Annotated in this window: 18 protein-coding genes and 1 tRNA gene; 11 read left to right on the top strand and 8 right to left on the bottom strand. The window is 42.3% G+C overall.

The window, feature by feature from the left end:
- Positions 1 to 10 precede the first annotated feature (10 nt).
- The 8 genes from JFY49_RS06845 to JFY49_RS06810 all read left to right on the top strand — a co-directional run bounded on the left by JFY49_RS06845 (position 11) and on the right by JFY49_RS06810 (position 9,998).
- Positions 11 to 868, top strand: a complete 858-nt coding sequence (locus JFY49_RS06845; protein ID WP_200224599.1) for an RNA methyltransferase — start codon at positions 11 to 13, stop codon at positions 866 to 868.
- On the top strand, positions 861 to 1,670 hold the full coding sequence (gene cysE / locus JFY49_RS06840) for a serine O-acetyltransferase (RefSeq protein ID WP_086195115.1): 810 nt from the start codon (positions 861 to 863) through the stop codon (positions 1,668 to 1,670). The genes JFY49_RS06845 and cysE overlap by 8 nt, the downstream gene beginning before the upstream one ends.
- 111 nt (positions 1,671 to 1,781) lie before the next feature.
- On the top strand, positions 1,782 to 2,696 hold the full coding sequence (locus JFY49_RS06835; protein ID WP_200224598.1) for an ABUW_2363 family tetratricopeptide repeat lipoprotein: 915 nt from the start codon (positions 1,782 to 1,784) through the stop codon (positions 2,694 to 2,696).
- Between the two features lie 131 nt (positions 2,697 to 2,827).
- Positions 2,828 to 4,837: an alpha/beta fold hydrolase gene (locus JFY49_RS06830; RefSeq protein WP_200224597.1), complete on the top strand. Its 2,010-nt coding sequence runs from the start codon at positions 2,828 to 2,830 to the stop codon at positions 4,835 to 4,837.
- 329 nt (positions 4,838 to 5,166) lie between these two features.
- Positions 5,167 to 7,818 carry a DNA mismatch repair protein MutS gene (mutS, locus tag JFY49_RS06825; protein WP_180043655.1) on the top strand — a complete coding sequence of 884 codons (2,652 nt, stop codon included), beginning with the start codon at positions 5,167 to 5,169 and terminating at the stop codon, positions 7,816 to 7,818.
- 200 nt (positions 7,819 to 8,018) lie between these two features.
- Complete coding sequence (gene fdxA, locus JFY49_RS06820) at positions 8,019 to 8,342, top strand: ferredoxin FdxA (protein ID WP_004279936.1); 324 nt, start codon at positions 8,019 to 8,021, stop codon at positions 8,340 to 8,342.
- A gap of 140 nt (positions 8,343 to 8,482) precedes the next feature.
- A complete protein-coding gene (locus tag JFY49_RS06815; RefSeq protein ID WP_086195110.1) occupies positions 8,483 to 9,196 on the top strand; it encodes a D-Ala-D-Ala carboxypeptidase family metallohydrolase in 714 nt (237 codons plus the stop codon).
- A gap of 136 nt (positions 9,197 to 9,332) precedes the next feature.
- The gene (locus JFY49_RS06810) at positions 9,333 to 9,998 is read left to right on the top strand and encodes an O-methyltransferase (RefSeq protein ID WP_200224823.1); all 666 of its coding nucleotides are present in this window, start codon (positions 9,333 to 9,335) and stop codon (positions 9,996 to 9,998) included.
- Positions 9,999 to 10,140: 142 nt separating this feature from the next.
- Here the strand turns inward: JFY49_RS06810 and JFY49_RS06805 are convergent, their stop codons facing one another.
- The 8 genes from JFY49_RS06805 to JFY49_RS06770 all read right to left on the bottom strand — a co-directional run bounded on the left by JFY49_RS06805 (position 10,141) and on the right by JFY49_RS06770 (position 15,894).
- Positions 10,141 to 10,983, bottom strand: a complete 843-nt coding sequence (locus tag JFY49_RS06805; RefSeq protein WP_200224596.1) for a universal stress protein — start codon at positions 10,981 to 10,983, stop codon at positions 10,141 to 10,143.
- Between the two features lie 132 nt (positions 10,984 to 11,115).
- A complete protein-coding gene (locus JFY49_RS06800) occupies positions 11,116 to 11,733 on the bottom strand; it encodes an acyltransferase (protein ID WP_180176337.1) in 618 nt (205 codons plus the stop codon).
- A complete protein-coding gene (locus JFY49_RS06795; RefSeq protein ID WP_200224595.1) occupies positions 11,726 to 12,325 on the bottom strand; it encodes an IMPACT family protein in 600 nt (199 codons plus the stop codon). The genes JFY49_RS06800 and JFY49_RS06795 overlap by 8 nt, the downstream gene beginning before the upstream one ends.
- Positions 12,326 to 12,487: 162 nt before the next feature.
- Positions 12,488 to 13,234, bottom strand: coding sequence for an LPS export ABC transporter ATP-binding protein (gene lptB / locus JFY49_RS06790; protein ID WP_200224594.1), 747 nt, complete (start codon positions 13,232 to 13,234; stop codon positions 12,488 to 12,490).
- Positions 13,234 to 13,800, bottom strand: a complete 567-nt coding sequence (lptA, locus tag JFY49_RS06785) for a lipopolysaccharide transport periplasmic protein LptA (protein ID WP_180176339.1) — start codon at positions 13,798 to 13,800, stop codon at positions 13,234 to 13,236. The genes lptB and lptA overlap by 1 nt, the downstream gene beginning before the upstream one ends.
- Positions 13,784 to 14,332: an LPS export ABC transporter periplasmic protein LptC gene (gene lptC, locus JFY49_RS06780; protein ID WP_086195103.1), complete on the bottom strand. Its 549-nt coding sequence runs from the start codon at positions 14,330 to 14,332 to the stop codon at positions 13,784 to 13,786. Before lptC ends, lptA begins: the two co-directional genes overlap by 17 nt.
- Positions 14,333 to 14,373: 41 nt before the next feature.
- Positions 14,374 to 14,913, bottom strand: coding sequence for a KdsC family phosphatase (locus tag JFY49_RS06775; RefSeq protein ID WP_180176340.1), 540 nt, complete (start codon positions 14,911 to 14,913; stop codon positions 14,374 to 14,376).
- Between the two features lie 3 nt (positions 14,914 to 14,916).
- Positions 14,917 to 15,894, bottom strand: a complete 978-nt coding sequence (locus tag JFY49_RS06770) for a KpsF/GutQ family sugar-phosphate isomerase (RefSeq protein WP_086195101.1) — start codon at positions 15,892 to 15,894, stop codon at positions 14,917 to 14,919.
- Between the two features lie 379 nt (positions 15,895 to 16,273).
- On the opposite strand from JFY49_RS06770, the gene JFY49_RS06765 reads away from it, so the two are divergent.
- The 3 genes from JFY49_RS06765 (at position 16,274) to JFY49_RS06755 (ending at position 18,820) form a co-directional block, all read left to right on the top strand.
- Positions 16,274 to 16,969 (top strand): DUF1826 domain-containing protein, encoded by a 696-nt coding sequence (locus JFY49_RS06765; RefSeq protein WP_180176341.1) that lies wholly within the window; start codon positions 16,274 to 16,276, stop codon positions 16,967 to 16,969.
- A 288-nt stretch (positions 16,970 to 17,257) separates the two neighbouring features.
- A complete protein-coding gene (gene cysS, locus JFY49_RS06760; protein ID WP_180176342.1) occupies positions 17,258 to 18,679 on the top strand; it encodes a cysteine--tRNA ligase in 1,422 nt (473 codons plus the stop codon).
- Positions 18,680 to 18,744: 65 nt separating this feature from the next.
- A tRNA-Gly gene (locus JFY49_RS06755) sits at positions 18,745 to 18,820 on the top strand.
- Positions 18,821 to 19,225 lie beyond the last annotated feature (405 nt).

The raw sequence follows: 19,225 nt of genomic DNA, 5'->3' as shown, positions 1-19,225 counted from the left end.
CGGACACCTTATGAGTCAAGTTGACAATGCTGTGGTTTCCGCACATCTCTCTCATGTGCGTATTGTCATGGTCAATACTACCTTGCCTGCCAATATCGGCAGCGCCTTACGTGCCATGAAAACCATGGGCCTATCCAAACTGGTACTGGTAGAGCCTAAAACCTATCCACATCCGGATATTGATGCGCTAGCCGCAGGTGCAACCGATCTGATTGAACAGATTGAAATTGTGCCGACTTTGCAAGAAGCCATTAAGGATTGCCATCTGGTTTTTGGTACCAGTGCACGTAACCGTACCATTCCCTGGCCTTTACTGGATGCCCGTCCGGCTGCGGAAAAATCGCTGAATGCAGTAGTCAATGACCAGCAGGAAATTGCGATTGTATTTGGCCGTGAAGATCGTGGTCTGACCAATGAAGAACTGGCGATGGCCAATTATCATGTCACCATTCCGGTCAATAGCGATTATGGCGTACTGAATGTTGCTCAGGCCATTCAGGTGATTTGCTATGAAATGCGTATGGCTGCCATGGCATTGACTGAACAGGCGGAAGACCCTGAAGCCACCATGCATGTCACTGATGACATTGACATGCAATGGGATGAGCCTTTGGTAACGCATGAACAGATGGAACAGTTTTACCCACATATTGAAAAAATGCTGGCCGAAATTGAATTTATGGACCCGAAAAACCCACGTTTATTGCCTTTACGCTTGCGTCGTTTATTTGGACGTATACAATTAGATCGTATGGAATATCATTTACTGCGTGGCATCTTTAGCCGTGTACAGGCATTGAACAATGGTACATGGAAAAAATCTACAGACAAAACAACCGATTCTTCAGAGGATCAATCCAATGCTTAAACAGCTCAAAGAAGACATCCAAGCTGTATTCGCGCGCGATCCTGCAGCACGAAACACTTTAGAAGTTCTCACTACCTATCCCGGCATTCATGCACTGATCATGCACCGTATTGCCCATGAACTTTGGCAAAAAGAGTGTAAAGGCTCTGCCCGCCTGCTGTCTTCTTTTAGCCGTTTTGCCACCGGCATTGAAATCCATCCAGGTGCCAAAATCGGTCGCCGTTTCTTTATCGATCATGGCATGGGTGTAGTAATTGGTGAAACGGCTGAAATTGGAGATGATGTCACGCTCTATCACGGCGTCACTTTGGGCGGTACCACCTGGAACAAGGGCAAACGTCATCCTACGCTGGAAGATGGCGTGGTGGTTGGTGCTGGTGCCAAAATTTTGGGTCCTTTTACCGTGGGTAAAAATGCCAAAGTCGGTTCCAATGCCGTGGTAACCAAGGCTGTTCCACCGAATACGACTGCTGTAGGAAACCCGGCACGCTTTATTACCAAAGATAAACCTAAAGATGCAGAAGAAGCCCGCCGTCGTGATTATGCAGAAAGTATTGGCTTTCAGCCTTATGCAGCTACACAGGACCAGTCTGACCCGATTCTGGATGGCATGCGCGTACTGCTGGACCGGATTCAGCTTAATGAAAAACGTATGAATACCCTATGTCAGCGTTTATCAGTGATTGATCCTTCATTTAAAAAGCAGCAGCAGAATGAACAACCTTTTAGTGCAGAAGAATTAAAAATTATGGAGGACGTTCGCCGTGAATGCGAAGCGCAAAGCAGTCAATCCAAAGCCTGAACGGCTGTCCTGAATATTAACAAGCCCTGACTTGTATGTTCCTGAAAGTTTTTTTAGACTGAGGAACATACCTACTAATTAATTTTAAAATTAAATGAACGGATGACACCTATGACCCTTAAGCCTTTGGCATGTACATTGATTGCTGTTTCTTTACTCTCAGCCTGTAGCTCGACACCAACAAAAGATAAAAATTCCAATGCACCGATCGTTTTCACTGAACCTGAATTGACTGCTCCGTTTTATGCACTAAATCCATTTAACTATGATGCCCCACCTCCATTTGAAATTGCCTTACAAAAAGCTGCTGCACAGCCGGTAACCAAAATGGAAGTCACACTGCCGGGTGATCCAAAGAAAAAAGTGATGCTTGATGTCAACAAGCTGATTATTCCTACCGTGAACAGCAAGCAACGTAATGTAAAATATGCGGTTGTGGCGGGTGACAATGAAGTAGATATCACCGAAGTTGATGACTTCTTGCAGCTGGTAGAAGGCAAAGCACGCCATTATCCGCCTCGTTTTACTGAACGTCAGGAACGTAAAGGCTTTGAAGCCAAACTGAAACAAGTGACTCAACAGCTCGATACCCTGGCATCTAAAGACAATGCCTCTTTTGATGTGTTGATTCGTGCATTTAAAGCCAGTGTTATGGCACGTAACCTGGACTTAGGTTCAGTCTATACCACCAAGTCTTTAACTTATGCACAGCGCATTTTAAAAATTAACAAAGAAGATGCTGAAGCAAACTTCTGGTTCGGTTTTGGCTTATCTGAAGGTGGTGGTCAACGTGAAGCTATTCCTTATTTAGACAAGGCCATGAAGGCAGGTGTGCAGGAAGCCTATTTATCTGCGGCAAACAATTACATTGCCATGGAACAAAAGAAAAATGCGATTCAGGTCTTGAAAAATTACAAAGTGAAATATCCGCAAGAAGCTGAAGTGGCTGACCGTTTAATTGCAGAAATTGAAAAGCAAGGTCGCTGGAATGTATGGCAAGTACTTAATCCGGCTAAAACGTCTTAATTTTTCTTTGTCCATTCACCTTTCAGATAGACCGTTCAAAACGGTCTATTTTTATATGTACGAATTGAAAATTAGAAGAATCATCGTATGATGAACAAAACTCAAATAAATACTGAACGTAGACATACTTTATGCCAAAACAAATATATCAGCTTTTATTTGCCTCGCTGCTGAGTAGTTATCTGCTTGCAGGTTGTCAAATTGTCAACGTCAAAAGCCAGGGCATTAATGTCACCATTGCCAATGAACGTGAAAGTATCCTTACCCGAAATAAATTGAGTGAAGCCAGTTTAAATGTGCTGTCCATGACCGGTCGTGAAGCTAAAATCTGTTCCGACCAACCCGACCAGTGTATTCAGGAACTGCAACAGATTCCGCAAATTCAGGACGAACAGCTGCTCTCTACCTCCAGCGAAATTTACCTGGCCAAAGCATTGGAATTTGAAAATTCTTCTGACTGTAAAACCAGTACTTTAGCCAGTACCCGATCCGAAGAAAAACAGAAACAGCAACAAGAAACCTATGATCAATGTCTGGATCAGCAACTGTATATGCTGGATAAAAGTATCCGCTACAGCTATGCCTACATGTTTAAGACCAAACGACAGCCCAAAGACCGCATTTTTGACAACCGGCAGGTGCAAATACGTGACTTTTATAATTTAGCACTGGCTAAACTGGTAACTGCTTATGCCTTGCGTCATAAACCTACTGTAGTTGAGCCACAGGTCAAGGTGGGTAAAAGTATTTATCAGATCAACTTTGATTACTATCCACAGCTCAAAAATCAGAAAATCGAGCAGCTGCTTTCCAGTTACAACCTGAATTTTTCAGGCTTACGTTCCATTAACCGTCGCGATGGTTTTGGCTCAGAATTTGTCCTGGTTCTACCGCAGGTCAAGGATGGTATTAGCGAAGGGAAAAATAAATATATTATTAACCCAATAAATTTCAGTTACAAAAACGGGGTCAATCCCAATATTCATCAGGCCCGCTATTTAGCGGCAACCCTGACTGCCCAGCCTAAAGCGGCCAGCAGTGTAGAAGACATTTTAAACAATGCAGAATTTGAAATAAAAGCCTTTGATCCGTACAAATATGATCAGGTCAATATGGCCGGAAAGACCTATCCGCTGGCTGGAAACTTTTCTACGCCTTATGGCTTATGGCTTGCACAAAACAATCTCGGCCGGGCAGCCTATTTAACCCTTATTGACCGTGATGATCATCTCACCATGCCGCATTTATATATGCTGGAACCTTATAATCCGAATAAAAAAGTGATTGTCTTAATCCATGGTCTGGCCAGCAGCCCTGAAGCATGGATTCGTCTGACTAACGATATTATGGGGGACACAGTACTACGGGAAAATTTTCAGGTCTGGCAGGTATTTTATTCAACTAATATGCCGATTATGGAAAGCCGTTTTCAGATTTATGCCCTATTGACTCAGGCCTTTGCCCAGGTCGATGCCAATGCCCCTGCCAAAAAAGATGCGGTACTGGTCGGACATAGTATGGGGGGCATTATTGCCCGGCTTTTGGTCAGTGATGCAGACTTAACCCAAAAAGCCTTATCCATGATGAATAATCGTCAGTTAAACAAGTTTCAGAAATTACCGATTATTTCGCAGCGCCTGGTCATCAAGGACATTCCTAATTTTTCTCGGGCGATTTTTCTGGCCACCCCGCATCGGGGAACCGATTATGCCGATCGCTGGTTTACCAAGGCAGCACGTAAAATCATCCGTATTCCCGGAGCTTTCCTCTCTGCGATTAGCGATAGCATACAAACTCAGGATCTGGATTTGAAAGAGCTGTTACAGCAGATTGATCATGGCCTGATTCAAAATGGACCGAGTGATTTAAGTTATCAGTCCAAGTTTATTGAACTGACCAAAGACATTAACCCGCGTAAAGGATTGGTCTTTCATTCCATTATTGGCAATATCACCAACAGTAATGATATCCATGTGATCACTGATGACATAGTGCCCTATAAGAGTGCCCATCTGGAGGGTGCTATTTCGGAAAAAATTATTAAAGGCGGTCATTCCATTCAGGAAACACCAGAAGCTGTTTTAGAATTGCGTCGTATCTTGCGTCTACATTTAACCAGACTTGGTTTGCATCAGCCCTAATGTCCGCTTGAGTTCTCCAGTTTCGTATCAACCCGCAGCGTCATTTTCATTGCCGGTACAATCAGCACTGCGATAAAACCCGTCAAACTGTTCTCCTAATTTTTATTCATTTACTGCAAAGCATTTTTCGCAATTCATGCAAATTTGATAAGATGTCTGAGCAAATGAAATAGCGTTTTTCCATAGCTCGGGTTGGCTTGAAAATAACAATAAGAACAAAGCCAGAGTCTAGGATTTAACGCATATCGTTTCATGCATAAATTTGAAATTGGTGAGACAGCCAAATTTTAACGATGAGATGTATTTAAATATTTAAGGATTTTACCTCAATGAGTTACCCGGAAATCATGGCTGATCTTTCCACTTTAACGCCGATGATGCAGCAGTACATGAGCGTCAAAATGCAGCACCCGCACTCCCTGATGTTTTATCGCATGGGTGACTTTTATGAACTGTTTTTTGACGATGCCCATAAAGCCGCCAAATTACTGGGGATTACCTTAACCCACCGCGGTAAGGCCAATGGCGAACCGATTCCCATGGCAGGTGTTCCCTATCATGCCGCTGAAGGCTATTTGGCCCGTCTGGTCAAAAAAGGCGAAACCGTGGTCATTTGCGAACAGCTTGGTGAGGGCGAGAGCGCAGGCTCTCGCGGAAAGGCACCTATGGAGCGTGGTGTGGTGCGTATCATCACTCCGGGCACCCTGACCGATGATGCGCTATTGAACAGTCATCAGTCTTCCAATCTGGTTGCACTCTGCTTACATCAGGGGCAAATTGGTATTGCATTGCTGGATTTAAGTGCCGGTATTTTCAAGGTACAACAACAAGAGTTTCATCACGAACAACTGGCAATTGAACTTTCCCGCTTAATGCCAAGTGAAATTGTGGTAGATGAAGATATTGTCGATCCCAATATTATCGAGCAGATCAAAAAACAACTCGACTGCCCAGTGACCCGTCGTCCGAATGTCGATTTCAACCTGAATAATGCACAAAAAACCTTATGTGACCAGTTCGCGGTATCTACCCTGTCCGGCTTCGGAATTGACCATTTACCGCTGGCCAAAGCGGCGGCAGCGGCACTGATCCATTATGCCAAAGAAACCCAGAAAACTGCTTTACCGCATATCCGCTCGATTCAGCTAGAACAAAGCAGTGATTTTATTGCGCTAGATCCGGTCACGCGTCGCAATCTGGAACTGGTTGAACCTCTATTTGAACATGGTACATCCTTGTTCCAGCTGATCAATGACTGCCAGACTGCCATGGGTGGCCGACTGCTCAGCCGTACACTGATGCAGCCTTTACGCGACACCAAAATACTGGATGCCCGTTTGGATGCCATTGCCGCTATGTTGAGCGGTTATCATGAAACACCGATTCGTCTGGTCCTGAAAGAAATTAGCGATATTGAACGTGTACTGAGCCGTGTCGCTTTAGGCAGTGCACGTCCGCGTGATCTGGTACAACTACGTCAGGCCTGTGCGCAAATTCCTTTTTTACGCCATGCCCTACAGCCAATGATGCAGACTAAGCAATCCGTTCTAATTCAGCAGCTGACAGATGAACTAGGGGATTTTAATGGCCTGCATCAACGCCTGATGTCTGCGATTGTCGAAAACCCTCCGGTATTACTCCGTGATGGCAATGTCATTGCAGAAGGATTTGACAGTGAACTGGATGAGCTGCGTAAAATCCGTGATCATGCAGGCCAGTTCCTGATTGATCTGGAAACTCAAGAACGTGCCAACACCGGCATTTCAACCCTGAAAATTGGCTATAATCGTGTCAGTGGCTACTATATTGAACTGACTCGTGCTCAAGCCGAGCAGGCACCGGATCATTATATCCGTCGCCAGACCTTAAAAAATGCCGAGCGTTATATCACGCCGGAACTGAAATCTTTTGAAGATAAAGTCCTGTCCAGCGAATCACGTGCCCTTGCGCGTGAAAAAATGCTGTTTGAAATGCTGCTGGATGAATTACGTCAAGACATTGGCAATTTACAGATGATGAGCAGCGCTATTGCCCAGATTGACATGCTGGCCAATTTTGCCCATCAGGCGCGTTTACGCAACTGGTCCCGTCCAGAATTCAGCCCTGAAATTGGGGTTAAAATTGTTGCAGGCCGGCATCCTGTGGTGGAAGCCTTAAGCAAAACTGCTTTTACCCCGAACGATACCACACTAGACTTTAACCACCGTATGGCCATTGTGACCGGTCCGAATATGGGCGGCAAATCCACCTTTATGCGTCAAACCGCACTGATCAGTTTACTGGCCTATTGCGGTTCCTATGTGCCTGCAAAGTCCGCAGTATTAGGCCCGATTGATCGCGTGTTTACCCGTATTGGTTCAGCAGATGACTTATCGACCGGTAAATCGACTTTTATGGTGGAGATGACCGAAACTTCGCAAATTCTGCATCATGCCACCAACCAGTCTTTGGTACTGATGGATGAAGTCGGACGCGGAACCAGTACCTATGATGGTTTGTCTCTAGCCTGGGCTTGTGTGATTGACCTGAGCAAACGGATTAAGTGCCTGTGCCTGTTTGCGACTCATTATTTCGAGTTGACCGAACTGGGCAAGGAATCAGGAATTGATAACTATCATGTCACAGCCAAAGAGCTGAACGGTAATTTAATCCTGCTACACAAGGTTCAGCACGGCCCTGCCAGTCAAAGCCATGGCTTACAGGTAGCAAAACTGGCCGGTATTCCTGCCAGCGTGATTAAAGAAGCACAAAATCGGTTAAAGATTCTGGAAAAACAGCAACATCAACAGGTCAATAAGGTAGTACAAAATGACTTGTTTAGTGCGATCGATGAACCGGCTGTAGAAATTATTGAACGTGTAGTGGAAATTGAAAAAGATAGCCCTGCACTAAGGTTGTTAAGATCGCTGGATGTAGACAATCTTTCTCCCCGGGAAGCCTTGCAACAAATTTATGCTTTAAAAGATGCCCTGGAAAGCTAATTTAAATCTGTGCCAGAAAAAGACTTCTAAATAGAAGTCTTTTTCATTTACTACATATATTTAATGAAATATTCAATTTTTACTAAAATTAACAGCCTTATATATAATAAATATCAATAAAAGCAATTGTTACTTAGCAGCATTTTTGCCTAAAATACAGCAAGAGTAACTAGAACCATATTTTTTAGGTAGCTGTCGCCATGACCTTTGTTGTCACTGAAAATTGTATTAAATGTAAATACCAAGACTGCGTAGAAGTTTGTCCGGTAGATTGTTTCTACGAAGGTCCAAATTTCCTCGTGATTAATCCAGATGAATGTATTGACTGCGCATTATGCGAACCTGAATGCCCGGCAAATGCTATTTTCTCGGAAGATGAGTTGCCTGAAGGTCAGGAAGTCTTTATTGAGCTGAATGCCGATCTTTCACAAAAATGGCCAAACATCACTCAAATTGGTGACCAGCCTGCCGATCGTGAAGAATGGAACGGTAAAGCCGACAAGTTACAATACTTGGAAAAATAAGACTGTTTCTGAGCCTGAAAAAGATCAGCATAGGCTGATCTTTTTTTATACTTAAAAAAACATTTGATTGCAATATTTTCAAATTTTATCCTTCAAATTAGATTAAAATAGCATGTATTTATAAATATCTGATTTCTATAATGAAGCATGTTTTAAAGGGCTTACTGGGCTTGAGCTTGGTCCCACTTGTCATGATTGGATGTAGCACATCTCCTCAGAAACAAGGGCAAATGCCCCATGGAAAACGGATCTTCATTCCTCAAGAACGCATTAGCCTTGAACGCCCAATTCCACCTAAAACAGTACCTTATGTTTATAATTCATGGATTGCCATCGGTGATAATTTACATCGTGTCCGTGAATATGAAAATTTTCTGGAACGTAATGGTGTCGGCAATATTATCCCAAGTTTCGAATTGTTGCGTTCTGCCCGTGACTGGCAAAAATGCGGCCGTCCCCAATATATGATTCCTAACCGTGAATTATGGAACAATCAAATTGCAACTTTACGTGTCTTTAAATACCTGGTTGCTGCCAAAGTGCTTACTGACTTTGAAGTAACCTCCGTTTACCGGGATTTGTCACTTAACCAGTGTGCCGGTGGCGCAAATTCATCACGCCACTTATTTAATTCGGCGATCGATTTCCGTATTGGGCCTGAAGTGCCCCAAGCAGAAGATTATGCATTTATTGAAAATAGCAAATTTAAATTATGTCAATTCTGGGTGCAGTACGGACAAAGCCTGAATATGGGACTTGGGCTATATGCTTCTGGTCAAATCCATATTGATACTCAAGGTTACCGCACCTGGGGTCCAGACCACTCACGCCACAGCTCGATGTGTAATTTTTAAAATCGTGTATTGCGGTAAAAAAAGAGATCCTGCTGATCTCTTTTTTATTGCCCTATTTTCAATAAATCAAAACGATAAATTGCACTCTGAAAGGAAAGGTTTAAAATGCATGCATCGCAACACAGGTGACCAGACTATGCAACAAATGTGGACAGAGATTGATGCTTACATCGATTCACATTTAATTCCAGAAGACCCCATTCTGCTACAGACATTAAAAAATACTGAAGATAAAGGTTTTCCAGATCACCTCGCAGTCGCGCCCAATCAGGGCATGCTGCTGCAAATGCTGATTCAGATGAACAAGTGTAAGCGTGTGCTTGAACTGGGTACCTTTGCTGCCTACAGTACAATGTGGTTGGCTCGTGCGCTACCAGAAGATGGTTACATTCTGACCATTGAGGGTCGTGATACTCATGCAGCTTTGGGTCAGGAAAATATCGATAATGCCAAACTTCCGCAGACCATTGAGCTTAAAGTGGGGCGTGCAGCAGATGTATTAAAGGCATTGCCTGCAGATTTTGAACCATTTGACTTTGTGTTTATTGATGCCGACAAACAGAGTTATCCAGAGTATCTAGAACTCAGCTTAAACTTGTCCCATTCAGGGACTATTATTGTGCTGGATAACGTGATTCGTGCTGGCGAGATCATTAATCCTAAAAACCACAAACCTAGTATTGAAGGTATTCGCGATATGTTTACAGCCTTGCAAGACCATCCTCGAATTTTGTCTTGTACTGCATTACAAACAGTTGGTAGCAAAGGACATGATGGCTTTGCGCTTGCCATAGTGAAATAATATGACACAAAGGTTAAAAAACAATCTTTTTATTTTTTTTGTTTTTTATTAATAACTTACAGATACTGTCCATATAGTTATCCACAACTTATGCGGATAACTATGGGCAATTATTAATCAAACCTGTTAGGTATTGACTCAGTTATTTCACTACCAATAAGGGTACGGTTGAGTTTCGGAAGATACTGGTTGCCACACTTCCCAAAAAGAATTGGCGAATCTTGCTGTGACTAAATGCACCCAGTAATATCAGTTGTATGCCATGTTCACTTTGGTATTCCAGTATATTTTCCGAAACATCGCCATAACGGTATTCAGTCACCACATCCATCCCGGCATCACGTAAATACTGCGAAGGTTCATTCAGTATTTCCGGATGATCACCTACGTATAACAGATGGCACTGTAAGAGTCTTAATAAATCACTTTGTGCGACACGTTTCATCAGATTAATGCAGGTTGGTGAATATTCATAGGCAAAAATGAATCGTGTGGGTGGCTTAAACTGTTCCCCGACGGTCATGACGGTACATTTTGCACCACGAATAAAATTTTCTACATTACTGCCTATTGGTTTGTTGCGTTCCGCAGAATGCTCTCCGACCCGGCCAATAATGGCGATGTCATCTTCTTTAAGCACATGAAAACTTTGTTCTAGGAAATCGCCTTTTTCTTGCAGATGCGAGGTGCTAATCTCATACTTCTGCTGAATCATGTCAGAAATATGGGTTAAAAGATTATTGCTGTAATCCAGTGCCAGTTCACTTTGTTTTTGTTCAAGTTCTGCCAGTTCTTTCAGTAACATTGCATTACTTTCAAACCCGATCACCCCACTAATTTCCCCCAAATGATAACTAGCCGGGTAATAATCTAAAACCTGTAATAGTACCAATTCACGTTGTGTCTGCTTTGCAACCCATGCCGCAGCTTCAGCCACTGCATTTACACATGGAGAAGAATCAATACAAGCGATTACACGTTTCATTTTCGCCTCGCTTTTCGCCCATACAGGCTTTAAGTCTAATTGTTATTTTAACTTAGCATAACTCTTCACCGCTGTGCAGGCTTTTATGTAATTAAACTTACTCCCTGATTCATCTTCATTTTCTTGGATTTTTTAATCCCGATGACGAATAAACCTGGCCGGATTACCTGCAACAATAGTTGCCTTTTCAACATTCTTTGTGACCATACTGTTCATGCCGACAATGGCATGAGCATCAATTTTAACACCATCTTTGACCCCCACATGCGCGCCCAGCCAGACATCTTGCCCAATCTCGATACCCTGAGAACGTACCGCTTGCTGGTAAATGGGCTGTGCAAGTTCAATCCCGTGGTCAAAGGCATATAAATGGCAATATGCAGCTATACGGACCTGATCATGCAGTTTGATCCCCATGCGCCCACCATCGAGAATACAGTGATGGTTAATGGCCACTTCATTGCCAATTTCTAAAGGACCATGCAAGGTACAGTCTGCGGCAATGAAAGTATTATCACCAATCATGATTTTCCGGCCTGGCTCGGCAAAAATATGGGCCAGCGGTGAAATAAAACAGTTTTCACCAATTTCGACAGTTTCCATTTCCATCAAATAAGCCTGATATTCTTTTTGCCACTGTTCTGCCCAGCCGCGATTTTTCGGTTTTAATGACCAGTACAGCCACGGCATGTAATTCAAACGATGCTTGTGCTGTTCACGATATTTTAATAGCGGATCCTGTTCAGTCATGGTTCGGCTCTTCTACAATTTTCAGTTGTTCACGTCCGCGAGTCACATCCTGAATTTTCAGTGCCAAAGGCTGAATTTGATGAACTTGTAACAAGGCTTCGACCTGTACGCCTGTGGCAGTATATTGTTCTTGAAATTCGATGTTTTGCTGGTTCAACTCATACTGAAAAATGGCCCATTCATTAAACTGACAGGCAAAGCTGACTTTCTTTTTTTCAATCAGTTCAATTTTTTCCGCCAGTACCAGGCACTGCCCTGCACAACCACCGTAGGCCCGAACTAGCCCGCCCGTTCCGAGTTTAATACCGCCAAACCAGCGATTGACCAGAACGATGATATTGGTTAATTCATTGCCTTCAATGGTTGCCAAAATCGGTCTTCCCGCAGTACCTGATGGTTCACCATCATCATTAAAACGAACATTATGACCAATTTTCCAGGCCCAGCACTGATGTGTGGTGGTGATATCTTTATGGAACTCTAAAAAGTTTTTGACATCCTGTTCATTTTCTACTGGTGTAGCAATCGCCTGAAAGCGACTTTTTTTAATGTCTTCTTCGAAAGTAACGGATGAGGCAATTGTAAATGGCATAAATCTGGAATAAATAACAATACAGCAGCAGTATAGCCTGTTTTGAACCGCTTGCAGATACAAAAAAACCTCCTATAAAAGAAGGTTTCTTAAATTAAAAAAATATTTTAAGTCAAATGATACTGTAATTTATAAGATTAAATCATTCTGATTAAACTTTAATTAAACAGTAAAATCTTCACCCAAATAGACTTTGCGCACAGTGTCATTTTCAAGCACTTCTTGCGGTGTACCTTCTGCAATTACCGCACCTTCACTGACAATATAGGCATGCTCACAAATCGCTAATGTATCCCGTACGTTATGATCGGTAATCAATACACCAATTCCGCGGTCTTTAAGCTCACGGATAATATCCTTGATGTCCGCTACAGAAATAGGATCAACCCCCGCGAAAGGCTCATCCAACAACATGAACTTGGGATCGGCCGCCAAAGCACGGGCAATTTCAGCACGGCGGCGCTCACCACCAGACACACTCATCCCCAGTGAATCCTTAATATGCGTGATTTTAAAATCTGCCAATAGTTCATTTAAACGCTGTTGACGCTGTTGCTTGTTCAAATCCTTACGGGTTTCAAGAATTGCCATAATGTTTTCAGAAATCGTCAGTTTTCTAAAAATTGAGGCTTCTTGCGGCAAATAACCAATGCCTTTACGGGCACGTTCATGCATGGCCAAGTCTGACAAATCAAGATCATCCAAATGAATCTCACCTTTGTTCATCCGAACTAAACCCACCACCATATAGAAACTTGTGGTTTTACCCGCACCGTTTGGACCAAGTAAGCCTACAATCTGTCCACTCTGCATCTGAAAAGAGACATCTTTCACAACCCATCTTTTACTATAGTTTTTTGCCAGATGTTTAATACACAATGTTTGGGGCTGATTTAGCGGTTGATCCATTAATCACGTGCTCCTGGGAACGTTTTTGAGCTAGATGGTGGAATAATAATTTGTACGCGACCTGAAGATGAGCCAGTATTGTTCGGTGTACCTGTCGCTTCAACATCACCTTTATTCATGCTGTATTTCAAAGTATTACCGCGAATACTTGCCCCATCCTGCTGTAAAAATGCATTGCCGGACAAGGTGATAATGCCTGTTTGGGCATTATAAAGAATCTTCTGAGCCTGACCTTTCGCCAAGCCTTTATTGACCTCGGTTTGCTGTTGAAAACGTGCAGGACCGCCTGTCGCTGTAATGCTACTAATCTGTTTTTGACTGTTCAGATTGGCAACAATAGAGTTAGCTTGCAATCTCATGGTGCCCTGTTCGATGATGACATTCCCGCTATAGGTCGTCACCCCGGTTTTTTCATTATAGGTTGCACGGTCTGCGACCAATGAAATAGGCTGATTTCGGTCAGATGGAATGGCAAATGCAGCTGCCGACGAGAATACAACCCAACCGGCTAAAGCTGCTTGTTTAAGCAAGGTTTTAGGCAATGTAAGCTTAAGATTGTGGTTCATATTTTCCTCGAATATTAAAAAATTCGTATTGACCGTCATTTAAATTGGCTTTCAGCCCCTGGCTTACAAATTCAGCTTGCGGAGATTGCACAATGACCTGTTTGTCTGTCTCTATTTCCCGAGTGTCAGGATATCCGGTTAATTCCTGAGTCTGAAACTGCATTTTGCCCTGTTGCATCAACTTGGTCGCCACAACATTGCCCGACAGAATCACCTTTTGATTATCATCATAACTGTTCGCCACTTTGGCATAAAAAGTAGCATCAACTGCGCCATTCTTATACAGGGAAGCATTCAGGTTTTCGAGTTTGGCCGTTTCTTTTTGCATGTCCTGTTCCATACGATCGACCTGAGCACGGGCATACAAATTACCGTTGTCATCGGTTTGAGTCAGGTTAATTTTTTCAGCGGAATAGGTCATGCTTCTGGCTGAGTCAACCTCGAGCTTGTTGCCCTTACCACTGTAATAGTAGTAACCACCACTTATAGCTGCAATTGCTATAGCAGTTAGGTATAAAACTTTTGTATCCATAAGTGTGGTACTTAACTCAAATTCAATGAATGGTTTAACAATTAATGTGGGGCATCGGTATAGGTTTCAAGTAGCTGTTCATAAGCTCCTTTAGCCATCAGAATCATGTCACAGATTTCACGCACTGCACCACGACCACCCATGGCCTGGGTTACAAGGTCAGCACGGCGTCGAACTTCAACATGACCATTGGGAACAGTCACTTTCATACCTGCAATTGCAAATGCCGAAAGATCAGGCCAGTCATCACCCATATACAAACAGTCTTCTGGAGCAACATTCAATTGGGCACAGGCTTCGCGTAATGCAGTACCTTTATCTTCACGACCCTGAAAAACCAGGTCTACGCCCAAGTCAGACATGCGCTTTTCCACAATATTACTTTTACGTCCAGTAATAATAATGACTTTTACACCGGCTTTCTGTACGAGTTTCATACCTAAACCATCACGGATATCAAAGGACTTGATTTCATCCCCGGTATTGGTCAGGGTGACAAAACCATCACTCAGAATCCCGTCGACATCAAGAACCAAGGCTTCAACATAACGTGCCTGTTCCAATAAAATATAAGATGCCATTTATTAATTTACCCCGGCTTGAATCAGGTCATGCATGCTAATCACACCAATGACCTTATTTACATCATCTACAACAACAAATTGATTGATTTTCTTTTCGTTCATGCGCTCTAAAGCTTCAACCGCACGCGCATCTTGCGAAATGGTCAATGGATTTTTAGTCATGACCTCAGAAACCGGCAATTTCACATCAAAGCCTTGTTGCTTATCAATTAAACGACGTAAATCACCGTCGGTAAAAATACCCAATAGAACGTCATTTTGATCGACAATTGTGGTTAAACCTAGGCGTTTGTTTGAAATTTCGTATAAAACCTGATTCATTGGTGTATCTGGAGAGACTTTTGGCAATTCTGTGCCTGTGTGCATGAGGTGTTCGACATGTAACAACAAGCGTTTACCTAATGCACCGGCTGGATGAGATAAAGCAAAATCATCAGCAGTAAAACCACGTGCATCCAGTAAGGCAACTGCCAAGGCATCACCTAAAGCCAGAGTTGCCGTGGTGCTTGAAGTCGGAGCCAGACCCAGTGGACAGGCTTCCTGGATATTTCCCAAGGTTAAAGCGACATCGGCATTTTGCGGCATAGGGCCTTTGTCATCACCACTAATGGTAATTAGAGGAATTTCCAGACGCTTGATCAAAGGCATCAGCATCATGATTTCATCACTCTTGCCCGAGTTAGAAATGGCAATCAGCACATCGCCAGGAACCAGCATGCCTAAATCACCATGCCCCGCTTCTCCCGGATGCATAAAGAATGATGGCGTACCTGTAGAAGCAAACGTTGCCGCCATTTTACGGCCGATATGCCCTGATTTTCCCATACCAGTAATGACTAAACGTCCCCGGCACTGCAAAATGGTTTCGCAAGCACGATTAAAACGATCATCAATTTGCGTTGCCAATATTTCCAGGGCTTGTTCTTCTATACGCAAAGTTTCTAGTGCAACTTTTTGAAAGTCTATTTGATTTGGCATATTTGAGGGGTTCAAAATAGGTTTACCTTTACTCTATACAGAGCTGATTCAATCAAGCAAAAAATAATTTTCGCAATTTTATCATATCTATGCAAATGTCACGTTTCTAAATGTACAAGATTCCACGAATTGTGTAGAAATGATGGTCATGAATTTCCCTAATTTCCTAGCGAACCTCAGTTTCCTAGCCTCAGGTTTAGCCAGTATCCTATAGCAATCTTAAGATATTGAATTGATATACATTCTTATTTGTATGAACTCATGTTATTCCAGCTGCAAACAGCCACTTGATGCGTAGGTGTCGTGTTTCATTCATCCTGCTTCATTTATACCAAGCTGAGTTATATTATTAGACATGGTTTTATTATTTAATTCTAATATGAAAAATACACTTTCTGATCACGAGCAAATTAGCATGGTTTCAACTTTTCCTGAACTGGTCAATTCGAAGTTTCAAGGAAATATGAATGCCCTTTGCTGGTATAGAAATCTAGCTGGGGATTTTAAAGAAATTGTTACCAAACTTGAATTAAAAGAGAATATTACCGAAGTTTCTGTTGAAGATCTTTTAGCACTGCAACTTTCCGAACAAGGTCATCTGGCTCGGGAAATGATCTTAAGGGATATACAGCTATTAACTGATTTTGGAGCATCCCCTTCTCTTAATTTACTTAAAAGTTATGAACGGGATGAAGAGTTAGATTTCATTTCAACAGATGTGTATTCCTACCATGTTGACCGCTCACCTATAGAAACAGATACTTTTTTATGTACTTATTATGGTTATGCCAGTGATATTTTGCCAAACGATCAGGTTGAGCAAAAGATTCTAATTCCAGAAATAAGAGCAAAGCTTAAAGACTTATATGACGGTCCAGAAGCCGAGTTCGCAAATTTTTTGGAAGAATATTTCTTTGATTTACATTATGCACCCAAAGCGGATGCAACCCCGATCAATTTAGGTCAAGGACATCTTTGGCGCCTGGCAGTCGATCATCCAACACAGCCCGTTTTACCTTGCGTGCATAGAGCGCCTAATGAAGCAGGTGAATATAGACTGCTCTTGATCTGTTAAATATTGATGAGATATATAGTGTTCACTTGATCTATAAAATCTGGATATTACATCTGCCTATTTCTAAAAGGCTCTGGTCTTAAATGCTCCAGAAAAACGGTACAGATCGGCAGCCATCACTGATGATTTTATTTGCAATAGAGCATTGCACATCATTAGTCATGGCATTCAACATTTATACATCCATATGTTCCCTAAAAAATTCCTGCTTTTTTTCGTTTTAACTTTATGAAAAAAAATGCTTAGGTTAAGATGAGCCATCTTTTAGTAGAAACAATTTGAAGACCTATGCAACCTTTTGTTCTATATAACTCAGAGCAACGTAAAAAAGTAGAATTCGTACCTCGTAAAGAAGGTCATATCGACATGTATGTTTGCGGTATGACCGTGTATGACTACTGTCATATTGGTCATGCTCGAGTTATGGTTGCATTTGACTATATTATTCGTTTTCTGCGCAGTCAGGGCTGGAAGGTAAAATACGTACGTAACATTACCGATATTGATGACAAAATCATCAAACGTGCCAATGAAAATGGGGAAAGCATTACTGCGCTAACCGATCGTTTTATCAAAGCCATGAACGAAGATGCTGAAAACTTGGGCTGTCTGCATCCAGATGAAGCCCCTCGTGCGACTGATTACATCGACCAGATGCAAAACATGATTGGCAATCTGGTCAATAAAGGCACGGCTTATCCTTCTGCAAATGGCGATGTCTATTTTGAAGTGGAAAAATTTGCCAAATACGGCCGTTTGTCGGGCCGTAAACTGGAAGATATGCAAGCCGGTGCCTCTGAACGTGTCGATGTGGAAGTAGAAAAGAAACATCCGTTTGACTTTGTACTGTGGAAACATGCCAAAGAAAATGAACCTTCATGGGCTTCACCTTGGGGCAACGGACGTCCGGGCTGGCATATTGAATGTTCAGCAATGTCAACGTGCTGTCTGGGCAACCATTTTGATATTCATGGAGGCGGTTCAGATTTAACTTTCCCGCATCATGAAAATGAAATTGCCCAATCAGAAGCATCAACTGGCGAACAGTATGTGAATTACTGGATGCATGTCGGCTTTATTAATGTCGATGGCGAAAAAATGTCGAAGTCTTTAGGTAACTTTTTCACCATTCGCGATGTGATGGATAAATTCCATCCGGAAGTGATCCGTTTCTTTATTGTTTCTTCGCATTACCGCAGCCCGGTGAACTTCTCTGACACGGCACTTAAAGAAGCAAAGAACACCCTTTCCCGTTTCTATCACTCATTTAAGGCATATCAACAAGCCTATGGTGAAAAAACTGTAGAAATTCTAGATGAAGCATTGGTTGAACGTTTTAATGCTGCTATGCGTGATGACTTCAATACCGCTGAAGCCATTGCCGTATTGTTTGAAGTCAACAAAGAGCTGAACCGTGCAGTGAAAGATGAAAATGCTGAACAGGCTGCAGTATATTATTCAACTTTACGTCACTTGACCAATATCTTAGGTTTGGTACAGTACAATGTAGACGACTTTTTGAAATCAGATATTGGTCAGGAAGCATTAGGCTTGTCGGAAGAGCAGATTGAAGACCTGATTCAGCAACGTAAAGATGCGAAAAAGGCCAAGGAATTTGCCAAAGCTGATGAAATTCGCCAGAATTTACTCGATCAAGGCGTGGTTTTGGAAGATACCCGTCAAGGCACCATTTGGCGTCGTGCTGATTAATTAAACATTTGGAAGCACAAAGAGTTGACAGTTGAAAGAAACTCTCTATAATGCACTTCCATATTGCGGGAATAGCTCAGTTGGTAGAGCATAACCTTGCCAAGGTTGGGGTCGGGAGTTCGAGTCTCCTTTCCCGCTCCAGAATACGAAAAAGCCCTAATCGAAAGATTGGGGCTTTTTTTATAAGCTAATTTTTATCATTCTATTTTTCAACCTTCTTATTAAAAGCTTAAACAAAAGCAGATCGATTCCAAACCAATCTATAATATCAACATGGACAGATAGATAAGCAAGTCTGCAGTAAGCTACTATAAGCTACTATTAGCCATCTAACAGCTTTCTAAAAAATTCACAATCTTCTGGATTGGATAAAAAATCCCAAGAAGCCCACAGGTGTTCAAAACCATGCATAATGCTGGCAACTATGTTATCTCTTTAGGCAAAGGGGTACACTAGTTAGCTACCAAAGCCAAGAGTTGGAAATGTCGATCCTCCCAGGCTTTGCTGCTGAAATTTCTATCATTAAAAATAGGTTTGATATTTATT

The sequence above is a fragment of the Acinetobacter sp. CS-2 genome (assembly GCF_016599715.1).
Taxonomy (GTDB): Bacteria; Pseudomonadota; Gammaproteobacteria; order Pseudomonadales; family Moraxellaceae; genus Acinetobacter.
Note: the sequence above shows the minus strand (reverse complement) of the source record. Positions and strands in the feature narration are given on the sequence as shown.

Excerpts from the sequence above, each read along its gene's own strand:
- lptC (WP_086195103.1), bottom strand. The coding sequence starts at position 14,332 with ATGGATACAAAAGTTTTATACCTAACTGCTATAGCAATTGCAGCTATA.
- JFY49_RS06830 (WP_200224597.1), top strand. The coding sequence starts at position 2,828 with ATGCCAAAACAAATATATCAGCTTTTATTTGCCTCGCTGCTGAGTAGT.
- JFY49_RS06835 (WP_200224598.1), top strand. The coding sequence starts at position 1,782 with ATGACCCTTAAGCCTTTGGCATGTACATTGATTGCTGTTTCTTTACTC.
- JFY49_RS06815 (WP_086195110.1), top strand. The coding sequence starts at position 8,483 with ATGAAGCATGTTTTAAAGGGCTTACTGGGCTTGAGCTTGGTCCCACTT.
- JFY49_RS06770 (WP_086195101.1), bottom strand. The coding sequence starts at position 15,894 with ATGCCAAATCAAATAGACTTTCAAAAAGTTGCACTAGAAACTTTGCGT.
- cysE (WP_086195115.1), top strand. The coding sequence starts at position 861 with ATGCTTAAACAGCTCAAAGAAGACATCCAAGCTGTATTCGCGCGCGAT.
- JFY49_RS06795 (WP_200224595.1), bottom strand. The coding sequence starts at position 12,325 with ATGCCATTTACAATTGCCTCATCCGTTACTTTCGAAGAAGACATTAAA.
- JFY49_RS06800 (WP_180176337.1), bottom strand. The coding sequence starts at position 11,733 with ATGACTGAACAGGATCCGCTATTAAAATATCGTGAACAGCACAAGCAT.
- JFY49_RS06810 (WP_200224823.1), top strand. The coding sequence starts at position 9,333 with ATGCAACAAATGTGGACAGAGATTGATGCTTACATCGATTCACATTTA.
- JFY49_RS06765 (WP_180176341.1), top strand. The coding sequence starts at position 16,274 with ATGAAAAATACACTTTCTGATCACGAGCAAATTAGCATGGTTTCAACT.
- cysS (WP_180176342.1), top strand. The coding sequence starts at position 17,258 with ATGCAACCTTTTGTTCTATATAACTCAGAGCAACGTAAAAAAGTAGAA.
- lptB (WP_200224594.1), bottom strand. The coding sequence starts at position 13,234 with ATGGATCAACCGCTAAATCAGCCCCAAACATTGTGTATTAAACATCTG.
- mutS (WP_180043655.1), top strand. The coding sequence starts at position 5,167 with ATGAGTTACCCGGAAATCATGGCTGATCTTTCCACTTTAACGCCGATG.
- fdxA (WP_004279936.1), top strand. The coding sequence starts at position 8,019 with ATGACCTTTGTTGTCACTGAAAATTGTATTAAATGTAAATACCAAGAC.
- lptA (WP_180176339.1), bottom strand. The coding sequence starts at position 13,800 with ATGAACCACAATCTTAAGCTTACATTGCCTAAAACCTTGCTTAAACAA.
- JFY49_RS06775 (WP_180176340.1), bottom strand. The coding sequence starts at position 14,913 with ATGGCATCTTATATTTTATTGGAACAGGCACGTTATGTTGAAGCCTTG.
- JFY49_RS06805 (WP_200224596.1), bottom strand. The coding sequence starts at position 10,983 with ATGAAACGTGTAATCGCTTGTATTGATTCTTCTCCATGTGTAAATGCA.
- JFY49_RS06845 (WP_200224599.1), top strand. The coding sequence starts at position 11 with ATGAGTCAAGTTGACAATGCTGTGGTTTCCGCACATCTCTCTCATGTG.